The organism is Flavobacterium sp. 120 (assembly GCF_003633605.1).
GTDB lineage: Bacteria > Bacteroidota > Bacteroidia > Flavobacteriales > Flavobacteriaceae > Flavobacterium > Flavobacterium algoritolerans.
In genome coordinates this window covers 2,918,186-2,940,532 of the sequence record NZ_RBKZ01000001.1, presented here as the reverse complement: position 1 = coordinate 2,940,532, position 22,347 = coordinate 2,918,186, and the positions used below count along the sequence as shown (strand labels likewise).

Annotated in this window: 18 protein-coding genes and 1 tRNA gene; 12 read left to right on the top strand and 7 right to left on the bottom strand. The window is 35.1% G+C overall.

What is annotated here, in order from left to right; all coding sequences use genetic code 11:
* The first annotated feature begins 100 nt into the window (after positions 1-100).
* The 8 genes from C8C87_RS12570 to serB all read left to right on the top strand — a co-directional run bounded on the left by C8C87_RS12570 (position 101) and on the right by serB (position 7,189).
* The gene (locus C8C87_RS12570; RefSeq protein WP_121342828.1) at positions 101-1,426 is read left to right on the top strand and encodes a trigger factor; all 1,326 of its coding nucleotides are present in this window, start codon (positions 101-103) and stop codon (positions 1,424-1,426) included.
* Between the two features lie 398 nt (positions 1,427-1,824).
* The gene (clpP, locus tag C8C87_RS12565; RefSeq protein WP_039108847.1) at positions 1,825-2,499 is read left to right on the top strand and encodes an ATP-dependent Clp endopeptidase proteolytic subunit ClpP; all 675 of its coding nucleotides are present in this window, start codon (positions 1,825-1,827) and stop codon (positions 2,497-2,499) included.
* Positions 2,500-2,585: 86 nt separating this feature from the next.
* Positions 2,586-3,818, top strand: coding sequence for an ATP-dependent Clp protease ATP-binding subunit ClpX (gene clpX / locus C8C87_RS12560; RefSeq protein WP_099714373.1), 1,233 nt, complete (start codon positions 2,586-2,588; stop codon positions 3,816-3,818).
* A 174-nt stretch (positions 3,819-3,992) separates the two neighbouring features.
* Positions 3,993-4,403 carry an SRPBCC family protein gene (locus tag C8C87_RS12555; RefSeq protein ID WP_121342827.1) on the top strand — a complete coding sequence of 137 codons (411 nt, stop codon included), beginning with the start codon at positions 3,993-3,995 and terminating at the stop codon, positions 4,401-4,403.
* A gap of 11 nt (positions 4,404-4,414) precedes the next feature.
* On the top strand, positions 4,415-4,828 hold the full coding sequence (locus C8C87_RS12550) for a VOC family protein (RefSeq protein WP_121342826.1): 414 nt from the start codon (positions 4,415-4,417) through the stop codon (positions 4,826-4,828).
* Between the two features lie 29 nt (positions 4,829-4,857).
* On the top strand, positions 4,858-5,298 hold the full coding sequence (locus C8C87_RS12545) for an SRPBCC domain-containing protein (protein WP_121342825.1): 441 nt from the start codon (positions 4,858-4,860) through the stop codon (positions 5,296-5,298).
* Positions 5,299-5,322: 24 nt separating this feature from the next.
* Entirely contained in the window at positions 5,323-5,757 is a 435-nt protein-coding gene (locus C8C87_RS12540) for a VOC family protein (RefSeq protein ID WP_121342824.1), read from the top strand.
* 193 nt (positions 5,758-5,950) lie between these two features.
* Entirely contained in the window at positions 5,951-7,189 is a 1,239-nt protein-coding gene (gene serB, locus C8C87_RS12535) for a phosphoserine phosphatase SerB (RefSeq protein WP_121342823.1), read from the top strand.
* Positions 7,190-7,247: 58 nt separating this feature from the next.
* On the opposite strand, the gene C8C87_RS15815 is transcribed toward serB, so the two are convergent.
* Both C8C87_RS15815 and C8C87_RS12530 read right to left on the bottom strand, forming a co-directional pair.
* Entirely contained in the window at positions 7,248-7,397 is a 150-nt protein-coding gene (locus tag C8C87_RS15815) for a hypothetical protein (protein ID WP_158589747.1), read from the bottom strand.
* Positions 7,398-7,408: 11 nt separating this feature from the next.
* A complete protein-coding gene (locus C8C87_RS12530; protein WP_099716259.1) occupies positions 7,409-8,932 on the bottom strand; it encodes a GH3 auxin-responsive promoter family protein in 1,524 nt (507 codons plus the stop codon).
* Positions 8,933-9,168: 236 nt separating this feature from the next.
* Here C8C87_RS12530 and C8C87_RS12525 point away from each other — a divergent pair, with 236 nt between their 5' ends.
* Positions 9,169-9,963: a DUF2797 domain-containing protein gene (locus C8C87_RS12525; protein ID WP_121342822.1), complete on the top strand. Its 795-nt coding sequence runs from the start codon at positions 9,169-9,171 to the stop codon at positions 9,961-9,963.
* 225 nt (positions 9,964-10,188) lie between these two features.
* Here C8C87_RS12525 and C8C87_RS12520 read toward each other — a convergent pair whose 3' ends face one another.
* Together C8C87_RS12520 and sppA are read right to left on the bottom strand one after the other, a co-directional pair.
* Positions 10,189-12,804, bottom strand: coding sequence for an AsmA-like C-terminal region-containing protein (locus C8C87_RS12520; protein ID WP_121342821.1), 2,616 nt, complete (start codon positions 12,802-12,804; stop codon positions 10,189-10,191).
* 183 nt (positions 12,805-12,987) lie between these two features.
* Positions 12,988-14,748, bottom strand: a complete 1,761-nt coding sequence (sppA, locus tag C8C87_RS12515) for a signal peptide peptidase SppA (protein WP_121342820.1) — start codon at positions 14,746-14,748, stop codon at positions 12,988-12,990.
* A gap of 138 nt (positions 14,749-14,886) precedes the next feature.
* Between sppA and folK the strand changes: the two genes are divergently transcribed.
* Positions 14,887-16,023: a 2-amino-4-hydroxy-6-hydroxymethyldihydropteridine diphosphokinase gene (folK, locus tag C8C87_RS12510; RefSeq protein ID WP_121342819.1), complete on the top strand. Its 1,137-nt coding sequence runs from the start codon at positions 14,887-14,889 to the stop codon at positions 16,021-16,023.
* Between the two features lie 39 nt (positions 16,024-16,062).
* Here the strand turns inward: folK and C8C87_RS12505 are convergent, their stop codons facing one another.
* The 3 genes from C8C87_RS12505 to C8C87_RS12495 all read right to left on the bottom strand — a co-directional run bounded on the left by C8C87_RS12505 (position 16,063) and on the right by C8C87_RS12495 (position 19,349).
* Complete coding sequence (locus C8C87_RS12505; protein ID WP_121342818.1) at positions 16,063-18,255, bottom strand: T9SS type B sorting domain-containing protein; 2,193 nt, start codon at positions 18,253-18,255, stop codon at positions 16,063-16,065.
* 41 nt (positions 18,256-18,296) lie between these two features.
* Complete coding sequence (locus C8C87_RS12500; RefSeq protein ID WP_099714383.1) at positions 18,297-18,833, bottom strand: RNA methyltransferase; 537 nt, start codon at positions 18,831-18,833, stop codon at positions 18,297-18,299.
* Between the two features lie 69 nt (positions 18,834-18,902).
* Positions 18,903-19,349 (bottom strand): DUF1573 domain-containing protein, encoded by a 447-nt coding sequence (locus C8C87_RS12495; RefSeq protein ID WP_099714384.1) that lies wholly within the window; start codon positions 19,347-19,349, stop codon positions 18,903-18,905.
* A 158-nt stretch (positions 19,350-19,507) separates the two neighbouring features.
* On the opposite strand from C8C87_RS12495, the gene mutS reads away from it, so the two are divergent.
* Together mutS and C8C87_RS12485 are read left to right on the top strand one after the other, a co-directional pair.
* Entirely contained in the window at positions 19,508-22,114 is a 2,607-nt protein-coding gene (gene mutS / locus C8C87_RS12490) for a DNA mismatch repair protein MutS (protein WP_199074762.1), read from the top strand.
* A gap of 148 nt (positions 22,115-22,262) precedes the next feature.
* Positions 22,263-22,338: transfer RNA gene (locus tag C8C87_RS12485), tRNA-Gly, on the top strand.
* Positions 22,339-22,347 lie beyond the last annotated feature (9 nt).

Genomic DNA, 22,347 nt, shown 5'->3' with positions numbered 1-22,347 from the left:
CCGAAGCTTCGGGATCGGGATCGTGAATAAAAAGCTTGTTTGGGTTGCAAAAATTTTATAATTTTGCAGTCCAATTTTATTATGTAAATTAAAGAAGAAGATGGATATCAAAAGAGTAGCAATAGACGCTGTGAATGAAACAATTGTAATGACTGTTGTTCACATGGATTACAAAGGACAAGTTGCAAAAAGAATAAACGAAAAAATGCCTTTGGCAACTGTTAAAGGATTTAGAAAAGGAGCGGTGCCTAAAGATCTTGTTGAAAAACAATACGGTAAAGCTATTAAACAAGAAGAAGTTCAGAAAGTTGTTGATTTGGCTCTAGAGCGTTTCGTACAATCAGAAAGATTAAACCTTCTTGGAACGCCACTTCCTAAAGTAAACGAAGATTTTTCTTGGGATGCTGAAGAATTGGTTTTTGAATATGAAATTGGATTGGTTCCAAACTTCACTTTAGACTTAGATGCTAAAAACGACATCGTAAAATATGTGGTTACTGCTGACGATAAATTGATCGACGGTCAAGTGGAAAGAATCCAAAAACAATTTGGGACTGCAATTCCTCAAGAGGTTGTTGCTGCAGATTCAGATGTAACAGGAACATTCACTAACGAAGAAAAAGGAATTAATAATGCTACCACTATTGCTGCTGATCTTTTCAAAGACAAAGCGACTTGGGATTTATTCACAGGTAAAAAAGTAGGTGATGTAGTGACTGTAAATACTAAAGGTTTATTTGAAGACGACCACCAATTGATGGACGTGATGAAAGTAAGTCATGATGACGTTCACGGTTTAGATGTTGATGTAAACTTCACAATCGAAGCTATCAACACTGCTGAATTAGCAGAATTGAACCAAGAATTGTTCGACAAATTGTTTGGAGCTGGAGCAGTTTCTTCATTAGAAGAATTGAAAGCTAAAATCAAAGAAGATGCTGAAACTCAATTTGCACAACAAGCTGACCAAAAATTATTAGGTGATGTAACTGAGTTCTTAATCGAAAGCACAAAATTTGATTTACCAGCTGAATTCCTTAAAAAATGGTTGCAAACTGTTGGTGAGAAAAAATTATCTCCTGAGGAAGCTGAAGTGGAATATGCACGTTCTGAAAAAGGATTGCGTTTTCAATTGATCGAAGGTAGAGCAATGGCTCAATCGGACATCAAAATCACTTTCGAAGACTTGAAATCATTCACTACAAAAAATATCCGTCAACAAATGGCGCAATTCGGGCAAACAAATCCTACTGACGAAGAAGTTCAAGGAATTGTAGCAAGAGTTTTGTCTAACCAAGACGAAGTGAAAAGACTTTCTGACCAAGTGGTTGCTGAGAAATTATTGGAATTGTTCAAAGAAAAAGCAAATCCTACTACTAAAGAAGTGACTTACGAAGAATTTATTGCTGCTTCTTACGGAGAATAAAGTATTGTCGTAAAGTCAAAAGTCATAAAGTCAAAAGCCCTAAGAGCGCAAGTGATTATTAAAATTTTAAGATTTTATTACAAAGACAAAACAATAAAAAATAGTTATATTTGAGCGTCAGAAAAAATATTTTTTGGCGCTCTTTTGTTTGAATTAATTTCAGGAGCTAATCCAGCTGTACGTTTCAAGTTTTTTCTTCCGTTTCTGTTTTTTAAATTCCTGCAAGAGCTTCTTTCAGTCGCTTTGCAAGAATAAAAAAACTAAAAAACGGAATTCAAAAAGCTTTTTACTCCCATCTGGGCTAAAAAATAAGACATATTGACATCATTTGTAAATAGGTATGACCTTTGCATTAAATCGAATCACAAGATATTACGTAAAACTTAGAACAAAAAAATATGAACTACGGTAAAGAATTTAAAAAATTTGCTACAAAGGACCACGGCGTAAACTCCATGTATTACGATAAAATCGTAGGCGCAATGACTCCTAAAAACATGACTCCATATATCATTGAAGAACGTCAGTTGAATATTTCACAATTAGACGTTTTTTCAAGGCTGATGATGGACAGAATTATATTCCTTGGAACAGGAATTGATGACCAAATCGCAAACATCGTTCAAGCACAGTTATTGTTCCTTGAAAGTGCCGATGCTTCTAAGGATATTCAAATTTATTTGAATTCTCCAGGAGGAAGCGTTTACGCAGGATTGGGAATTTATGACACCATGCAATACATCAAACCAGATGTAGCGACTATTTGTACAGGAATGGCAGCTTCTATGGGAGCAGTGCTATTGTGTGCAGGAGCTGCAGGAAAACGTTCGGCATTGCCACATTCAAGAGTAATGATTCACCAACCATCAGGTGGAGCTCAAGGAGTAGCAACAGATATGGAAATCAACTTACGTGAAATGTTGAAACTGAAAGATGAGTTATACAAAATTATCTCTCACCACTCTGGACAAACTTTCGAGAAAGTACACAATGACAGCGAGCGTGATTATTGGATGATTGCCGAAGAAGCAAAAGCATACGGAATGATTGATGAAGTTTTAATAAGAGGATAAAAATAGTTACAAGTTTAAGGTTTGAGGTTTAAGGTTGCTGCGGGAACTTTAAACTTTAAACTTTTTAAACTTTAAACAAAAAAAGAATGGCAAAAGTAGTATTAGAGTGTTCGTTTTGTGGAAGAAAGAAGCCAGAGACCAATTTATTGATTGCTGGTATCAATGCACATATTTGTGATAAATGTATCGAACAAGCACACGGAATTGTTTTAGAGGAATTAAAATCCAGCGGGAGTTCAAAACTGGTTGGTGATTTGATTTTGAAAAAACCAAAAGAAATCAGAGCGTTCTTAGATCAATATGTAATTGGACAAGATCAAACTAAAAAAGTAATGTCGGTTGCAGTTTACAATCACTACAAACGTTTGATGCAACAGCAATTAGACGATGAGGTTGAGATTGAAAAAAGTAACATCATCATGGTGGGACAAACAGGAACAGGAAAAACATTAGTGGCTAAAACCATTGCAAAAATGTTGGATGTGCCTTTGGCTATTGTTGATGCAACGGTATTAACTGAAGCAGGTTATGTAGGAGAAGATGTCGAAAGTATTTTGACTCGTCTACTTCAAGCTGCTGATTATGATGTTGCCAAAGCGGAACGCGGAATTGTATTCATTGATGAAATAGATAAAATTGCACGTAAAAGTGATAATCCGTCTATTACGCGTGACGTTTCTGGTGAAGGGGTGCAACAAGCATTATTGAAATTATTGGAAGGAACCGTTGTGAATGTACCACCAAAAGGAGGACGCAAGCACCCAGACCAAAAATTTGTTGAGGTCAATACACAAAACATTTTGTTTATTGCCGGTGGTGCTTTTGATGGAATCGAAAGAATTATTTCGAAACGATTGAACCGTCAGGCGGTGGGTTATTCGACTTCAAAAAATGTGGATAATATTGACAAAGACAATTTGTTGCAATACATTATCCCAAAAGACATCAAAGATTTTGGATTGATTCCGGAGATTATTGGTCGTTTGCCAGTTTTGACACACATGGATCCTTTAGACAGAGAAACCTTGCGTGCGATTTTGACACAACCTAAAAATGCGTTAATCAAACAATACGAAAAATTGTTTTTGATGGATGAGGTAACTTTTACCATCACTGATGAAGCCTTAGATTTTATTGTGGATAAAGCATTAGAATATAAATTAGGTGCTCGTGGATTGCGTTCTTTATGTGAAGCTATCTTAACCGATGCGATGTATGAATTGCCAAGTTCTGATGATAAAATCTTAGAAATTGACAGAGAATATGCCAAAGAAACGTTGAATAAAAATTTATTGAAACGTTTGGAAATTGCTTCGTAATTTGAATTCTGATAAAGATTAATTGTAATCTTTTCTAAAAATAGTAAACCTGTTCATTCATTTGAGCAGGTTTTTTTTATGGATTATTTTAAAGTTATATTATTGATTACAAAAGAGAACCGACTTCAAATATTTTGTAAATTTATAGTCGGAAATTTTAAAAAGGAACTTTAAATGATAACAGTACAAAGCACAATAAACGCTTCAATTGAGAAAGTCTGGAAATTATGGACTGCTCCGAAACATGTCATGAAGTGGAACAATGCCTCTGAGGATTGGCATACTCCTTTTGCGGAAAATGACTTGAAAGTGGGTGGAAAATTCAAATACACCATGGCTTCAACAGACGGTACAATGCGTTTTGATTTCAAAGGAGTTTATACGAATGTGGTGAATCTTTCATTAATAGAATACGAAATGGCAGATGGGAGAAAAGTGAAAATTGTTTTTGAAAAAGATGCAGAAGGCATAAAAGTAATAGAAAGTTTTGATCCGGAAACAGTAAATCCTGAAGAAATGCAGAAAAATGGCTGGCAGGCAATTTTGGATAATTTTAAAAAATATGTTGAAAATGCAACCCTTTAAAAACGTACAAAATGACAAAGCAAATATGGCTTAATTTGCCGGTAAAAGAGGTGGCGAGATCAAAAGCATTTTTCGCCAAAATAGGTTTTTCTTTTAATGAACAATACGCTACTCCGCAATCAACATGCTTGTCAGTTGGAGCTACTCATTTTGCAGTCATGCTTTTTGAGGAAGCGATATTTGAAGGTTTTGTGCGAAATAAAATTACAGATACACAATCAAGTTCCGAAGTGTTAATTTCAATTGATGCAGAAAGCAGGGAAGAAGTGGATGAATTCGCCAAGAAAGTAGAAAAAGCCGGAGGTATAGTTTTTGACAAGCCAGCCGAAATTCAAGGGTGGATGTATGGCTGTGGTTTTGCGGATTTAGACGGGCATCGTTGGAATATGTTATACATGGATTTTAGTAAAATGCCCAAACAGTAGGATTTAAGTCAATTTAAAAAACAAACAAAATGACAACACTGGAATTTAAAATCGAGATAAATGCTCCCAAAGAAAAAGTTTGGGAGATTTTATGGAATGAAGAAACATACAAACAATGGACCTCTATTTTTTGTGAAGGGTCTTATGCAGAAAGCGATTGGAAAGAAGGCAGTAAAATTCGTTTTTTATCTCCAAACGGAGACGGGATGAACAGCATTATTTTCAAGAAAATTGATAATGAATACATGGCTTTTAAACATTTGAGTGAAATCAAAAAATTTCAGGAAATGCCTGTTGATGATGCAACTCAAGAATGGACGGGTGCTATGGAAATGTACCGTTTGACCGAAGACAATGGAGTTACCGTTTTAGAAGCAAAAATGGATGCAGTCGAAAAGTATATCGATTATTTCAAAACGACATGGCCAAAAGCATTAGATTTGGTAAAGAAACTTTCAGAAGAAAAATAATATATTAATTTAAAAATTACAATCATGGCAGCAATTAATCCGTACTTAGTTTTTAATGGAAACTGCGAAGAAGCATTTCTATTTTATAAATCAGTATTTGGTGGGGAATTCCCTTATATTGGAAAATTTAAAGACATGCCGTCGGCAGAAGGGAATCCTGTGCTTTCTGAAGCGGAAGGCAATAAGATTATGCATGTTACTTTGCCTATCGGTGACGGGACAATCCTGATGGGAAGCGACAGTAATTCGGCAAGTGGCGAAGTTGCTTTTGGACAAAATATTTCACTTTCAATTAATACTGCGAGTAAAGATGAAGCGGATAAATTGTTTAACGGACTTTCGGCAGGAGGAACGGTTACCATGCCAATGAATCAAACCTTTTGGGGTGCTTATTTTGGAATGTTTGCTGATAAATTTGGAATCAATTGGATGGTAAATTTTGACGAAAATGAAAAATAATTAGCGTTAAAACAAATTCGGGCGTACTCTTGGATTGCGTTTTTCTCATAAAAATAAACCTGTTCATTCATTTGGACAGGTTTTTTTATAGGTAATTTAAACTATTTGTTATTGTTCAAAAAAAGGAACATTATTTTTTTTTATCAACGTCAGATTGACGATTTTTGTCCATTCTAAATCAAATAATTATAAAATGCAGGTACAAGACATAGAGGTTATTTTATTAAAAGTTTCTGGTCAGGACAAACCAGGGGTAACAGCTGGTTTAACATCCATCTTGGCGACTTATGATGCCATTATTTTAGATATAGGACAAGCAGATATTCATGATACGCTATCTTTAGGTATTTTATTTGAAATAAAAGCGGGGTCCTCTTCTGGACCTGTTTTAAAAGATTTATTGTTTAAAGCCTATGAATTAGGTGTTAAAGTTAAGTTTATTCCGATTTCTATTGCTGATTACGAAATTTGGGTAAAAGCACAACGCAAACAGCGCTATATCATCAATGTTTTGGGAGAAACATTAACAGCGGTACAATTAGCGGCAGTGACTAGAATTTTGTCCAACCAAAATTTAAATATTGACGCTATCAAAAGATTAACGGGTAGGGTTTCTATCATTGATAAAGAAGAGTTTCCCCGTTCATGCATACAATTATCGGTAACAGGAACGATTGTAGATAAAACGTTCATGACGGCTAGTTTTATGGAGATTTCCAGAACATTGGATGTGGATATTTCTTTTCAAGAAGACAATATGTACAGAAGAAACAGGCGTTTGGTGTGTTTTGATATGGATTCGACCTTGATACAAACGGAAGTAATTGATGAATTGGCTGAGTTAGCCGGTGTGGGTGAGCAAGTAAAAGCCATCACGGAAGCAGCGATGAATGGCGAAATTGATTTTAGCGAAAGCTTCAAACAACGTATGGCTTTGTTAGAAGGTTTGAGTGAAGAGGTACTGCAAAGCGTTGCTGAAAATTTGCCTATAACAAAAGGAGCGCATCGCTTGATGAAGGCCTTGAAATATTACGGCTATAAAACGGCTATTTTATCAGGAGGATTTACCTATTTTGGTCATTATTTGCAAAAAGAACTAGGAATTGATTACGTTCACGCCAATGAATTGGAAATTAAAGACGGTAAATTGACGGGCAACTATATAGGCGAAATTGTCGATGGTAAAAAGAAAGCAGAATATCTAAAAGCCATAGCGCTAAAAGAAGGCATTCACATCAATCAAACTATTGCTGTGGGTGATGGAGCCAATGATTTACCAATGTTGAATTTAGCAGGTTTAGGAATTGCTTTTCATGCCAAACCTACGGTAAAAGAAAAAGCAGAAAGTTCTATTTCCAGTTTAGGCCTCGATGGTGTTTTATACCTGTTAGGATACCACGACAGACATATTGATATGATGGAGGAGGAATAAAAGATTCCAATAATTATAAAAAAAGGCTGTCCAAAAAGTAATTTTCGGACAGCCTTTTTTATGCTTTAACGGTAAACCCTTTTTCAGGTTTTTCCTGTGTTTGTTTTTCGGGAGATTTGCAAATTCCTCTGGCGCCACAACTCATTCTGTGCGGTCCGCAGGAACTCAACAAAAAAAGTGTAATCAAGATGTAGAAGGTATTTTTCATCTTCTTATTTTTTATACGGTTTGAAACTGCATGGTTTTCAGTTGTTCCAAGTAATCTCTTTGGTTGGATAATCTTGGAATTTTATGTTGTCCGCCCAGTTTGTCTTTGTCTTTTAACCAATCATAAAACAAATTTTTCCGGGCTACATTTATTACTAACGGGTTTAGCGTCATGTTGTTGTAGCGTTTTGCTTCGTAATCTGAATTTAAAGATTGTATGGATTCATCCAATGCTTTCTGGAATTGAGATACGTCCGCTGGATTGTCTTTGAATTCAATCATCCATTCATGGGCGCCTTTTTCTTTGCCTTCCATAAATATAGGCGCAACAGTGTAATCAACTACTTCCATTTGGGTCATTTTACACGCTTTGGCAATAGCTTGATCTGTATTTTCGACCATCAATTCTTCTCCAAAAACATTGATGTGATGCTTGGTTCTTCCCGTTACCCGAATTCGGTATGGATTCAATGATGTAAAACGAACGGTGTCGCCAATCAAATAGCGCCACAAACCGGAATTGGTTGTAATCACCAAAGCATAATTTTTGAACAGTTCCACATCGGCCAAACGAATTACTTTTTGTTCCGGTGTCCCAAAAGTATCCATTGGAATAAATTCATAGAAAATTCCATAATCCAGCATTAATAATAAATCACTGGAATAATTTAAATCCTGAATGGCAAAAAAGCCTTCGGAGGCATTGTATATTTCGTAATATTTAAAATCTTTTTTCGGGAGTATTTTTTTGTATTGGTCTCGGTAGGGTTCAAAATTTACACCTCCGTGAAAGTAGACTTCCAAATTAGGCCAAAGTTCAAATAAATTTCCCTTTCCGGTTTCTTCCAGCATTTTATTCATTAAAACCAACATCCAGGAAGGAACTCCGGCAAAACTGGTTACATTTTCATTTTTTGTTTCGTTTATAATCGCAGCAATTTTAGTTTCCCATTCGCTCATCAAAGAAATTTTGTTGCTTGGCGTACTGCTGAACTCCGCCCAAATAGGCATGTTTTCGATTAGTATTGCGGATAAATCCCCAAAGAACGTATTGTTGTCTTCATAGATTTGGGAACTTCCGCCAAGACGCAGGCTTTTTCCAAGAAACAGTTCTGAATCTTCGTTGTTGTTTAAATACAAGCACAACAAATCTTTACTTCCTTTATAATGACAATCTTCCAACGCTTCATTGCTCACTGGAATAAATTTACTTTTGGCATTGGTTGTTCCGCTTGATTTGGCAAACCATTTTATAGGTGTTTCCCAAAAAACATTTTGCTCTCCTTTGCGGGTTCTTTCAATCAACGGCTGTAATTCTTCGTAGGTCGAAATAGGAATTCTTTCGGCAAAAGTCGCATAGGAATGTATCGAAGCATACTCATATTCTTTGCCTAATGCAGTGTTTTTTGATGACTGAATTAAATTCATAAGCAATTCTTCCTGAACCTCATTCGGGTATTTTAGGAAAAGTTCAATCTGATGGATTCTTTGTTTTAGAACCCAAGAGGCAAACGAATTGATTATGGTTAGAGGCATATAGATTTCAGATTGTTGATTAACGATTTTAAATTTCAGATTTTTTTCTATTGTAAAAAGGTTGAAATTTAAGATTTGAATATCGATTGACAAATACTAACTTTGTCAAAGTATCAAAAATAGTGTTTTTTTATAAAAAACAATTCTATATTATAGTAAAGATTTTAACTCAGAAATGGGCTTCTAATAATCGGATTCTAAAATCATAAATCGTTAATCAACAATCTAAAATCGCAATGACATACGAAGGTGTACTTACAAAAATGCAAACGGAATTTGGAAATCCGATTCAATATTATTTGGTGTTTGAGAATAGTTTTTTGAATGTGAATCAGTTGCTGAATAAAGAACTCGAAATCAATTTTGTGGGATACCAATGTTTGAATTGTGGCAAGAAGAAAAAAATATTCCGTCAGGGATTTTGTTATGATTGCTTCTATTCTAGTGCGGCTGTTGGGGATTGGATTATGAAACCGGAGTTAAGTACGGCTCATCTTGGGATTCAAGACAGGGATTTAGCGTATGAAGAAAAAGTACAATTGCAACCGCATATTGTATATTTGGCTTTGTCGAGCGAAGTCAAAGTAGGAGTGACCAGAAAAACACAGATGCCAACACGATGGATTGATCAAGGCGCAACCCAAGCCATTTCAATTGTGGAAGTTCCTAACCGATATTTAGCTGGAATTACCGAGGTGGCGCTGAAAAATCATTATGCCGATAAAACCAATTGGAGAAAAATGTTGACCAACAATGTGGAGCAAATTGATTTGGTTGCGGAACGATTGAAAGTAGAAAATTTGATTCCAGCAGAAGTTCAGGAATACTTTTATTCGCAGAAAAATGATTTGTACGAGATGCATTATCCCGTTTTACAGTATCCAAATAAAGTAAACAGTTTGAGCTTGGATAAAAAACCACAATTTCAAGGAAAGCTCACCGGAATAAAAGGGCAATATTTACTTTTTGAAGACGGAACAGTTTTCAATATCCGCGGTTCAGAAGGATATGTGGTACAGATTAATGTATAAAATTAAATAAAAAAGCAGGAATATCAAGTTAGAAATTCCTGCTTTTTAGAATGTATAAAATCTACCATTTTGATTCTACTGGCTTTTTTGTAATTTTTTTTAACCATTAAGAAATTAAGTTTCATTAAGATTTAAGGCTTAATTTTTCTTAATTTCTTAATGGTTTAATTGTAAATAGAAGTTGTTTTTATAACACATTTAGTAAAGCCTTTATTTTAATTTAAATTATTCTTGTTGCACTTTAGGCTCTTCTGCTTTTTTCTTTTTATTTAAAAATCCATTTAATAAATCTTTAGCCTTAGTTTTTACCTCTTCCTTAGTTGCAGGAGTTGTAGGAGTCGCCGTTTTAGTAGTATCTCCCGGTTTCTTGTTTTTATTAATGAAATCTGTCAAAGCCGAAGTTCCTTGTTTCACCAATCTGTCTTTTTGTTGGTTTACTAATTGAGTCGTCAATTTGGTTACAGCACTGTTGATGTCAGTTGTGATTTTTGGATTCGTGAAATTCCCAACTAATATCGCATTTATAGGAATGCTTTGCACTTTAGCAGCATCCGCAGGAGATAATTTTGCAATTAGCGCATTAGCTTCTGAACCCAAATATTTTGCAGGAACATCAAATTTTAAATTGTAATTCATGCTTTGGTCAAAACCATGCGTTCCTCCAATAGTGGCTTTGATGTCTTTGTACTTAATATCAAATGGTTTTACATTTACTTTCCCATCTTTGAACGTAACTGCCGCTTTCAAATCATTCAAATTGATTTTACTCACATCAATGAATTTCAAGTTAGAACCTAATGCAGTCAGTAAAGTGGAATTAGTTGAGTTTACTGTCGTAGAAAGCAATTGCCCCAATAAATCTCCGGTAAGCGTTTTCAAGTCAGGAGTCAGTTCTGTTGCATCAAGATTTCCGTTCAATTTGATACTTGAATTTAATTTTCCGTTGATGATTCCGGCAATTGGAGCGATTTTTTTCAGCATGTCCAGTTGGGTAAACGACTGTGCGATATCGACTTGATTTAATTTTAAATCCATATTGAAGACTGGTGTTTTTCCTTTTGTGGAAACAGCTCCATTCACGCCAATTGTTCCTCCGAAAATAGAAGTTTTTACATTTTCTAAAGTTACTTTTTCGTCTTTCACAATCAGTTTTCCCGATACATCTTTCAGGGTCAAATTATCATATAAAACCGTAGTCGCTTTTGCGGTCAGCGTACAATTTAAGAAAGCAGGAATCTTCATAGCTTCTGCTTTTTTAGTTGCCGTTTTAGTGGTTTCACCGGTTGTCATAAAATCATCAACGGCCAATTGTTTAGAATTCATGTTGAAGTTTCCTTTCAATTCTTGATTTCTAAAGATAAACCCGTAAAAATTCTCTAAAATTCCCGTTACACTAATGTCGCTTTTTCCTGTAGTCGCGTTCAGTTCTTTCAAATTGACCTGACTAGGATTAAATTGTACCAAAGCATTGCTAATATTCATTGTTTTACCGTTTTCATCCACATAGTTGAAACCGGATAAACTCATGGTTCCTGCATTATTGATGTTTTGATACTGACTTTTTTCTACAGATTGCATGTCAAATTTCGTTGTCACATCGGCCTTTAAAATCCCTGACAATGGCTTATCAAGCTTTATAGGATAGGCTTTCGAAAGGTTGGCTAAATTTATAGTTCCTTTTAAAGCGGCATCAACTATTGCATTTTGTGTTATGTTTCTAATGTTGGCTTTGGCATTAAAAACATCTTGGTCAATTTTGAAAGAGAGCTTATCCAAGTTGACATAAGTGTCGTTCAGAATTCCTGTTTCATTTATAATTTTAGTGTCAATAACGATGTTTTGAACTGATTTTGGTAAATTAGGATATTGAAAAGAAGCGTTATTGGAAGCAATTTCAATATTAAATTTTGGCACTGTCGTGTCTGAATACAAGCCTTTTGCAAAACCCACTACAGTAAAATCTCCGGTGGTTTTTACGTTGTCCAAACTCGATGCATACGCTGCGGGAATAATTCCCAAGAAATTTTTGAAAGATGAAGTTGGGGTTTTAAATTTCAAATCATATTGTTGGCCCGTTTCCACCATTTGAATAAAACCATCAAATTCCAGCGGCAACTGATTGATTAATGCTTTATTTTCTTTGAAGGTGTATTTGCTTTTTTCTAAATCGATTCCCAAAACCGCGTCCAGCGTCAAGGCGACATTATTCATGTAATTGACTTTGTCCATGTCCAGCGATACTTTTGCAGTTGATTTGGTAACCAAATCTAATTTTTGGGCTGCAAAATCTCCTGTTCCTTCATGGTTTAGACTGTCGATTACCATTTTTATTTTTGAACTTTCGTCAAAATAGCGAAACTTGAAATTCTCGATTTTATACTCTTGGATTTTTAAGGATAACGGACTGCTTTTTCCATCGTCTTTGGCTTTGTCATCTTTCAATGCAATGTCGTAATTCCCGATTCCGTCTTTATTAAAAATGATATTGATTAATCCATTTTTCGAAGTGATTCCGTCAATAGACATCGCTTCGTCTTTACCTTTAAAAAGTTCTTTGATAGACATTTTTAAATTTAATTCACCTAATGAAATCAATGTGTCACCTTCAAAAGGAGCTTTGTTTATAATGACTAATTTTTCCAATGTCACATTCGCATTTGGAAAATTTTTGAATAAGCTTAAATCTGCTTCTGCAAAAGAGACTTTGGCATCTACTTTGGCATTTATGGCTTCAGAAATTTTAGCTTTTATTTGATCTTTAAATAGATAAGGCGCAGCAAATAAAGTCACGACGAGCAGGATAATCAGAATTCCAATGATTTTTAAAACTTTCTTTACCATAATTTATTTCTTTAGATTCTATTAGTGTAACAAAAATAATGCCTTCTGTTCTTTTACAAAAATAGTATTTTTAGGACAGAGTGATTTTTTTGATGTTTTTTATAAACAATAATTTAACTTTATGGTATAAAAAAATCCGTTTTAGTAATTTCTAAAACGGATTTTTTAATGAGTTATAAAATTTTAATGAATATTAATTTCAAAAGGCATTAGGGCCTGAACTCCTTTCTGTGCTTGCAATTTTTTTATTTGTTGCATGATTCTATAATTTTCTTCACCTATTTCTTCTTTTATAAAGTCTTCTTTAGATTTTGCAAAAGGAAGATTAGCTAAAAGATCATCGAAGTTTTTCTCGTATTCCGGGTAATTTTGGGTACTGTAGCTTTTTATTTTTGCCAAAGAAGCCGCTTTTGCAATAGCATCATCTAAACCTCCAATTTTATCTACAAGTCCAATTTTCAATGCTTCGGAACCGGTCCAAACTCTTCCTTGTGCAATGGCATCTACTTGTGCAAATGTCATTTTGCGACCTTGTGCTACATGTGTAACAAATGTTTTGTAAATGTGTTCAACACCTTCTAAGGTAACTGCTTTGAAATTTTCATCGATTGGTACAAAAGGACTGTAATTTGCTGAGTTTTGATGTGTTTTAACTTGCTCGGTATGAATTCCAATTTTAGTTGCCAATGGTGTAAAATTAGGTAATATTCCAAAAACACCGATAGAACCCGTAATTGTGTTTTCTTCAGCAAAAATGGTGTTGGCGTTACACGCAATGTAATACCCGCCAGAAGCAGCGTAATTCCCCATAGAAACAACTACTGGTTTTACTTTTTTAGTCAATTCAATTTCTCTCCAAATTAAATCAGAAGTCAAAGCACTTCCGCCTGGACTATCAATTCGAAGTACAATGGCTTTTACATTTTTGTTTTTTCGAGCCTCTTGAAAGGAACGACGCATAGAACCTTCGCCAATAACGTTCACATCGCCTTCACCACCCATAATTTCTCCTTGGGCATAAATAATGGCGATTTCGTCATTACTGTCAAAATTTTGTGAAGTTGTAGCGATTTTTTGAGCATAATCTACAACAGATACTTTATTGTAATCTTCGTCATTGGCTACTTTAAGTGCTTTTCGGATGGCATTGTGATACACATCTTCATAGGCAATAATGTCAACTAATTTTTGTGATTTTGCCATTTCTGGAGTTCGAGCAAGAAGTCCATTGGCAATTTCATTCAATTTAGCTACAGATATATTTCGGCTTTTAGAAATGTCAGCAGTAATAGAATTCCAAACTGAATTTAATAATGCAGTAGTTTGTTCTCTGTTGGCATCACTCATTTTATTTTCTAAAAATGGCTCAACAGCACTTTTGTATTTTCCGTGACGGATTACTTCCATTTTCAACCCTGATTTTTCCTGAAAATCTTTAAAAAACATAAGTTCAGCAGAAAGACCTTTGAAATCCATATCTCCAACCGGATTTAAGTAAATTGGACTGGCAACAGAATTTAGGTAATATTCTTTTTGTGAATACGAATTGGCATAAGCCATGACAAATTTCCCTGACTTTTTAAAGCTTTCCAAAGCATCTCTCAATGCCTTGCTTTGTGCCATTCCCAGTGAGGAATCGTTGTTTAGAATAGAAATACCTTTAATGTCGGTATCCGTTTTTGCTTCTTCAATGGCATTGATAATGTCTGATAAACCTACTTTTTTGTTTTCTGAAAAAATCGTTACCCAAGGATCTTTATATTTTCCGGCATAATCGTTTCTGATGTCTTCCAAATTCAATTCAATAACAGAATTGTTTTTCACCGTAACGCCTTCAGATTCACCACCAAAAATAGCTCCGATGAGGATGATTCCAAAAAAGAACAACATGAAAAAAACAAAAATACCTATAATGGTCGCCAATACATTTCCTAAAAATCTCATAATTATATTTTTTTAATATGTCGCAAAAAAGATAGAAATGTTACAAACAATTGTTTCGTATTTCCGAGTTTAATTATCAACACAGGATACAAATATATTGCTAATTCTAAAATTCTTTTAGTTAATTTGCACCTAATTATGAAATCACAACATCAGGTCATTTTATCTATAGGCAGTAATCAAGGCAATCGTTTGGAAAATATCGAGCGTTGCTTGGAGTTGATACATCAAGAAATTGGTACTGTAATCAAAGTTTCCAGATTATATGAAACTCCGGCCTGGGGTTTTGAAAGTGATGCTTTTTATAATTGCGCTTTGGTTTTGCATACTTTTTCCTCTGCACATAAAATTCTGACTCAGGTTTTAAAAATCGAAAAACGATTGGGTCGTTTGCGAAACAAAACTCAAGAATACCAATCACGCACGATTGATATTGATTTGATTGCTTTCGATTCAGAAACTATTACTACCGAAAAACTGCAGATTCCACATCCTTTGATGCAAAACAGAAATTTTGTTTTGTTACCCATTCAGGATTTGAATTTAGATTGGGAACATCCCATTCTTCAAAAAAATATTTCAGAATTATTGTCAGTGTCGCCAGATGACAGTGTTTGTACAGTCGTTCAGAATTTGGTCAATCCTTTGCGAAATATTTCTTTGGAGCAATTTAATTATGTTGCTTTTGAAGGGAATATCGGAGCGGGAAAAACCACTTTGGCCATGAAAATTTCTGAGGATTTTAATGCAAAAACAGTATTAGAACGTTTTGCTGATAATCCTTTTTTACCCAAATTTTATAAAGATCAAAACCGATATGCATTTCCGCTTGAAATGTCGTTTTTGGCTGATAGATACCAACAATTATCAGATGATTTAGCGCAGTTTGATTTGTTCAAAGACTTTCTAGTTGCTGATTATCATATTTTTAAATCTTTGATTTTTGCCAAAATCACACTGGCTGAAGATGAATATCGTTTGTATCGCAATCTCTTTGATATCATTTACAGAGAAATGCCAAAACCGGATTTGTACATTTATTTGTATCAAAATTCAGAAAGGCTGTTGCAAAATATAAAGAAACGAGGCAGAAGCTACGAACAAAAAATACCGGCTGAATATTTGGATAAAATCAATAGCGGTTATTTGGATTATATTAAATCCCAAACCGATTTGAATGTTCTCATCATTGATGTTTCAGATAAAGATTTTGTAAAAAATCAAGAAGATTATCTCTATATTTTGGAAGAAATACAGAAGAAGATTAATCAGTAATAGATTACTGCTTTTCTGAATTATTATATTAGTTTTCGATTATCTTTTTAGAGAAAAATGTCCTTTCATTACAGGTCTTGTGTTGTCAATTTTCAAGACATACCAATAATCGGAAGCAGGCATCAGATTTTTGTTAAATGTTCCATTCCATGATTGGTTGGTTGCGCTTAGTTTAGTAATCAGTTTTCCATACCGATCAAAAATGGTTACCTCTGCTTCAGGATAATTAATTAATCCTTTTATTTCCCATACGTCATTATAAGAGTCGTTGTTTGGGGTAAAGAATTTTGGAGCGATTAAAATTACAAATGTTTCACTGTCTGCCCCGCAAGAATTAACTTCTCTTACATACGCCGTTTGCAAGCCGCTAGGTACATTGAAAAACACGTTCGAACTTTGATAATTGATTCCGTCAACAGAATATTCAAAATAGTCCTCTGATTTTAATAAATAAATCACGACTGTAGTTCCGTTTACATCAATGCGGTCTATTTCAGGAATAGTATGTTCGATAACAGTAATTTTTTTTCTGCTAGTACAATTTTGAGGCGTGGGACTTGTTACATCAACGGTGTAAATACCAGAAGTAGCAACGGTAATTGTTGCGGTCGTTTCTCCAGTTGACCATAGATACCTCATATTAGGGATTTGTGCATCAAGGGTAAGAGTGCTGGATTTGCATAATGTTAATTCTTGATCCGTAACAACTGGTGGGTTGTAAATAGTAACTTCAACCGAAACTCTGTTCCCATTACTGCATCCGTTATTGATGGCTTCTGCATAATAGGTTGTGTTTTGAGTAACATTTGGGATAGTCAGGCTTGTTCCGGTCCCTATGATAGTGCTTCCGGTTAGAGTTGAATACCAGTTTATGCTTCCGGTTGAAACTGTTGCTTCTAGCGTTACAGTTCCTGCTCCACATCTGGAAACAGGAGAATTGGTAGCCGTAATAGTAGGGATTGTATTTATAGTGGCTGTAACTGCTGTTCTAGATGTTGCACATCCGGCATCTACATAATAAGTTGTTGTGGTTGTTAAAAATGGTGTTGTATAAGTGTTGCCAGTTGCTAATAAAGTTCCTCCACTGTTGGTGTCGTACCAGTTTACGGTTCCGTTAGAAGCGGTTGCTTGAAGTGTTACGGTGCCTGAATCACATCTTGAAGCTGGAGTTGTTCCTGTTATTTGTAATATTGTTATGGTTGTACTAGTTGCAATTTCAAGTGTTGGATCTCCAGGCATTCCCCCATATTCTACAATATATCCTTTGGGTTGGTAGTTTCCAGTTGGATCGCCATTCAACTGCATATCATTCCATGATCCTAGTGTTCCAATACCTGGAGCTGTGATATGTGCATAGTCTTCATTATTAAGATTGTTTGGTTCGTTTGAATTCCAAAAAGCAAAATTAGGGCTTGATCCATTTACGGCTCCATTCCAAAAAACAGTACCGTTTTCTGGACCTGTTACCCATTTCCAAACACCTTCTGTTTCGGCATCACTTCCGCCAATCCATCCGGCACCTGCGGCTTGTTCTCCAGATATTTTTGCTTCATCAGCTGCTGTGATTGTGGCTAAGTAGCCTTGCAATCCATAATAAGTACTTGTCTCGGCTGCAGTTTTGGCCGCAGTCCAGTTAATTCCAAGGTTTGGAAAATATAGATAATAATGCCCGTTTCTGGGTAAATAATTTGCTTGTCCTATGGTGATTGAGAAATTTCGAATCCCTGAGGGAGAAGCGGATGAATTGCTAAATTCAATGTCTTTTATTGCTTTTACAAAGTCGCTGTATAAAATATCTGCTCCGGTAGGGCTGGATAATTTTAATTTTCCTGAGGGAGCATCCCAACTAGAAATAATTGTTGGGTGTAATGTAGGATTAGCTAATTGTATTAAATCCTGCCCATTTATATAACCCGAAGAAATCTGAATGTAAATAGCCTCTGTGCCTGTATCTGTAATATCAGAGTTAGTGATGCTTACATCGGTTACAATTTTTAATGAAGTTCCGGGGCAGTAGCTTTGATTTCCTGTTGCTGTAATTCGTGGCGCATTATCTGCAATAGATAATGGATTTGGACTTGTAATAAAATTAAGAGATGATGGATTTATCGGGCCTTTTGAGATTATAGCAGTATTTTTCTTTATCGAATAAAAGGAAGTGGCGGAACATTCAGCCATTGGAACGAGCGATAAAAAAACTAAAGATAATTTCAAAAAGTTATAAATTCTCATATGATAAAAGTATTACTTAATTCTTAATTTTATTAAAAAAATCATTTTGGCCAGTTCAGTTTTTGAAATAAATCCCAAACTACAATTCCTGCACTCACGGATATATTCAAAGAATGTTTGGTGCCTAATTGTGGGATTTCAATACAACCATCGCATAATGCAACGGCTTCTTGTGAAACACCATATACTTCGTTTCCAAAAACTAAAGCATATTTTTCTCCCTTTTGAACTTCAAAATTTTGAAGAAAAATGGCACTTTCTACCTGTTCTATTGCAAGCGTCATTACATTTTCGGCTTTTAATTTTTCAATAACGGCAAGAACATTTTCATGATGTTCCCAAGTTACTGTTTCGGTTGCGCCAAGTGCTGTTTTGTGAATTTCTTTGTTTGGTGGAGTGGCGGTAATACCGCATAAATATATTTTTTCAATTAGAAACGCATCTGCTGTTCTAAATACGGAGCCAATATTATGCAAACTACGGATGTCATCTAATACTAAAATAAGCGGTGTTTTTTCAGATTGTTTGAATGCTTCAATAGATTTTCGATCCAGTTCGCTGTTTTCTAGCTTTCTCATATTTTGTAAATTATTCAAAAAAAAAGCTTCCGAAGTTAATGGAAGCTTTTTTGTCTATTAAGTTAAAATTTAGCTTTTTGCAGCAGGAGCAGCTAAAACATTTCCTTTTATTGTAAGTGTTTTGGTAGGAACAACAGCATTAGTTGTCAATGTTACTGTTTTAGTAAAAGCTTGACCACCTCTTGAAGTGTCATATTTTACTCCAATAACTCCTTTTGCTCCTGGAGCAATTGGCTCTTTAGGATAAGTAGGAACTGTGCAACCACAAGATCCTTGAGCATTAGTAATGATTAAAGGTTTGTTACCGTTATTTGTAAAAACAAATTCGCGTTTACCATCAGAGTTATAGGCAACTGTACCGTAGTCAATAGTTTCACTTACGAAAACCATTCCTGCACCATTTACTTTTGCAGCAACTTTAGCAGTAGTTGCTTTCAATTTTTTTGAAGTTTCTTGTGCAGTAGAAGTAGCAACTCCTAAAACAACTAGCATAGCTAGGGTAATTATTTTTTTCATATCTATTTCAATTTAAAAGTATTTACAAATCTAAATAAAAAATAGAAATTATGCCTTAAATCTTTCTTAAAATAGTTTAATTTTTTGAACTCCTTATTTATTTGTTTTAAAATATATAAATTCGCTGATATTTTTTCATTTTTTAAACATAAATACAATTGGCATCTAAAGATAAAGTAGTTAAGGAAACTCCGTTAATGAAGCAATACAATGAGATAAAAAGAAAGTATCCTGATGCTTGTCTTTTATTTCGCGTTGGAGATTTTTATGAGACATTTGGAGAGGACGCAGTTCGTGCTTCAAAAATATTAGGAATTGTCTTAACGAAGCGTGGAGCAGGTTCTGAAACTGAAACGGCACTGGCTGGTTTTCCACATCATTCCTTGAATACATATTTACCAAAATTAGTCAAAGCAGGACTTCGTGTAGCAATTTGTGACCAGCTAGAAGATCCAAAAATGACTAAGACTATTGTAAAACGCGGTGTTACTGAACTTGTAACTCCTGGTGTTTCCATGAATGATGAGGTTTTACAATCAAAAACGAATAACTTTCTAGCATCCATTTTCTTTGCTAATAAATCCATAGGAATTTCATTTTTGGATGTTTCTACAGGAGAGTTTTTAACGGCGCAAGGCAATGCAGAATATATTGATAAACTGTTGCAGAATTTTAATCCAAGTGAGGTTCTGATTCCAAAAAATAATAAAAATGATTTCCGTGAGATTTTCGGAGAGGATTATCATAGCTTTTATCTGGAAGATTGGATTTACAAAGAAGATTACGCATTCGAAACCTTAACCAAGCATTTTCAGACGGTTTCTTTGAAAGGATTTGGAATCGAAGAATTGAAAGAAGGAATCATTGCTTCGGGAGCTATTTTGTATTATTTATCCGAAACACAACACAATAAAGTACAGCATATAACGGCGATTCAGCGTATTGCCGAAGATGCTTATGTCTGGATGGATAGATTTACCATTCGCAATCTGGAATTGTATCACAGTTACAATCCAAACGCGGTGACTCTTCTGGATGTTATTGATAAAACGCTTTCGCCAATGGGTGGTCGTTTGTTAAAAAGATGGTTGGCATTGCCGTTGAAAGACAGTGCTAAAATAAAAAGCCGTCACCAAGTGGTTTCTTATTTAAAAGAAAATCAGGGTGTGCTGAAAAATATTCAGAATCAAATCAAGCAAATTTCCGACTTGGAACGTTTGATTTCAAAAATTGCAGCCGGGAAAGTATCGCCTCGCGAAGTGGTTTATCTGAAAGAATCATTGGATGCTATTATTCCGATAAAAACCTTGGCGTTAGAAAGTCCGCAAGAAGCAGTGAAAGTAATCGGCGATAGTTTGCACAGTTGTGAATTATTGCGTGAAAAAATAAAAACCGTTTTGAATCAAGATGCGCCTGTGGCTATTGCCAAAGGAAATGCTATTGCCAAAGGAATCAATGCTGAGTTAGATGATTTACGCGCGATATCAACTTCTGGTAAGGAATTCTTGGAAGGAATTGAAAAAAGAGAATCACAACTGACGGGAATTTCATCATTGAAAATATCCTTTAATAACGTTTTTGGATATTACATCGAAGTTAGGAATATGCACAAGGATAAAGTTCCTGCGGAATGGATTCGAAAGCAAACTTTGGTTAATGCAGAGCGTTATATTACGGAGGAATTAAAAGAATATGAAACTAAAATCCTTGGTGCAGAAGAGAAAATCCATAAAATAGAAGTAGAATTATTTGAACAATTAGTGAGTTGGATTGCCACTTATATCAAGCCGGTTCAAATGAATGCTAATTTAGTGGCGCAACTCGATTGTTTGTGTTCTTTTACGCAATTGGCTATCGAAAATAAATACATCTGTCCGGAACTAGACGAAACATTCGAACTGGAAATCAAAAACGGAAGGCATCCTGTTATCGAAAAACAATTGCCTGTTGGTATGCCTTACATAGCCAATGATGTTTTCTTGGATAGAGAAACACAGCAGTTGATTATGATTACGGGTCCAAATATGTCTGGAAAGTCGGCTATTTTGCGTCAAACGGCGCTGATTGTACTCTTGTCTCAAATGGGGAGTTTTGTCCCTGCAGACAGCGTGAGAATGGGAATTGTAGATAAAATATTTACTAGAGTAGGAGCCAGCGATAATATTTCGATGGGCGAATCTACTTTTATGGTCGAAATGAATGAAACGGCTTCTATCTTGAATAATATTTCCGATAGAAGTTTAGTGCTTTTGGATGAAATTGGAAGAGGAACGAGCACCTATGATGGGATTTCCATTGCATGGGCAATTGCGGAATTTTTGCATGAACATCCTTCGCAACCGAAGACATTATTTGCAACGCATTACCACGAGTTGAATGAAATGAGTGAATCATTACCTAGAATTCAGAATTATAATGTGGCCGTCAAAGAATTGAAAGATACGGTGCTTTTTATTCGAAAATTAGTAAAAGGAGGAAGTGCGCATAGTTTTGGAATACATGTGGCAAAAATGGCCGGAATGCCTCAAATTGTAATTTTGAAAGCGCAAAAGCTTTTAAAGAAATTAGAAAAGAATCATTCCAGCGATGCACTGAACGGAATTAAAGCTGCAAAAGATGAAATGCAAATGAGTTTCTTTAATCTGGATGATCCTCTATTGGAAGAAATCAAAGAGGAGATTATAAGTCTGGATATAAATACCATTACGCCTATGGAAGCGTTGATGAAACTCAATGAAATTAAAAGAATGTTGACCAGAAAATAATTTATTTTATTTTAAAGATTACGTTATCAGAATGTTAACTCTGATGTGTGATTTTTTTATGAAAAAGGCTTGTATAATTCAATAAATGTCCTAAATTTGCATCCGCAATACAGAACAAGTATCGCGGTTCTTTCTAAGAATTGAAAATGCGAAAATAGCTCAGTTGGTAGAGCGCGACCTTGCCAAGGTCGAGGTCGCGGGTTCGAGCCCCGTTTTTCGCTCCACACCACATA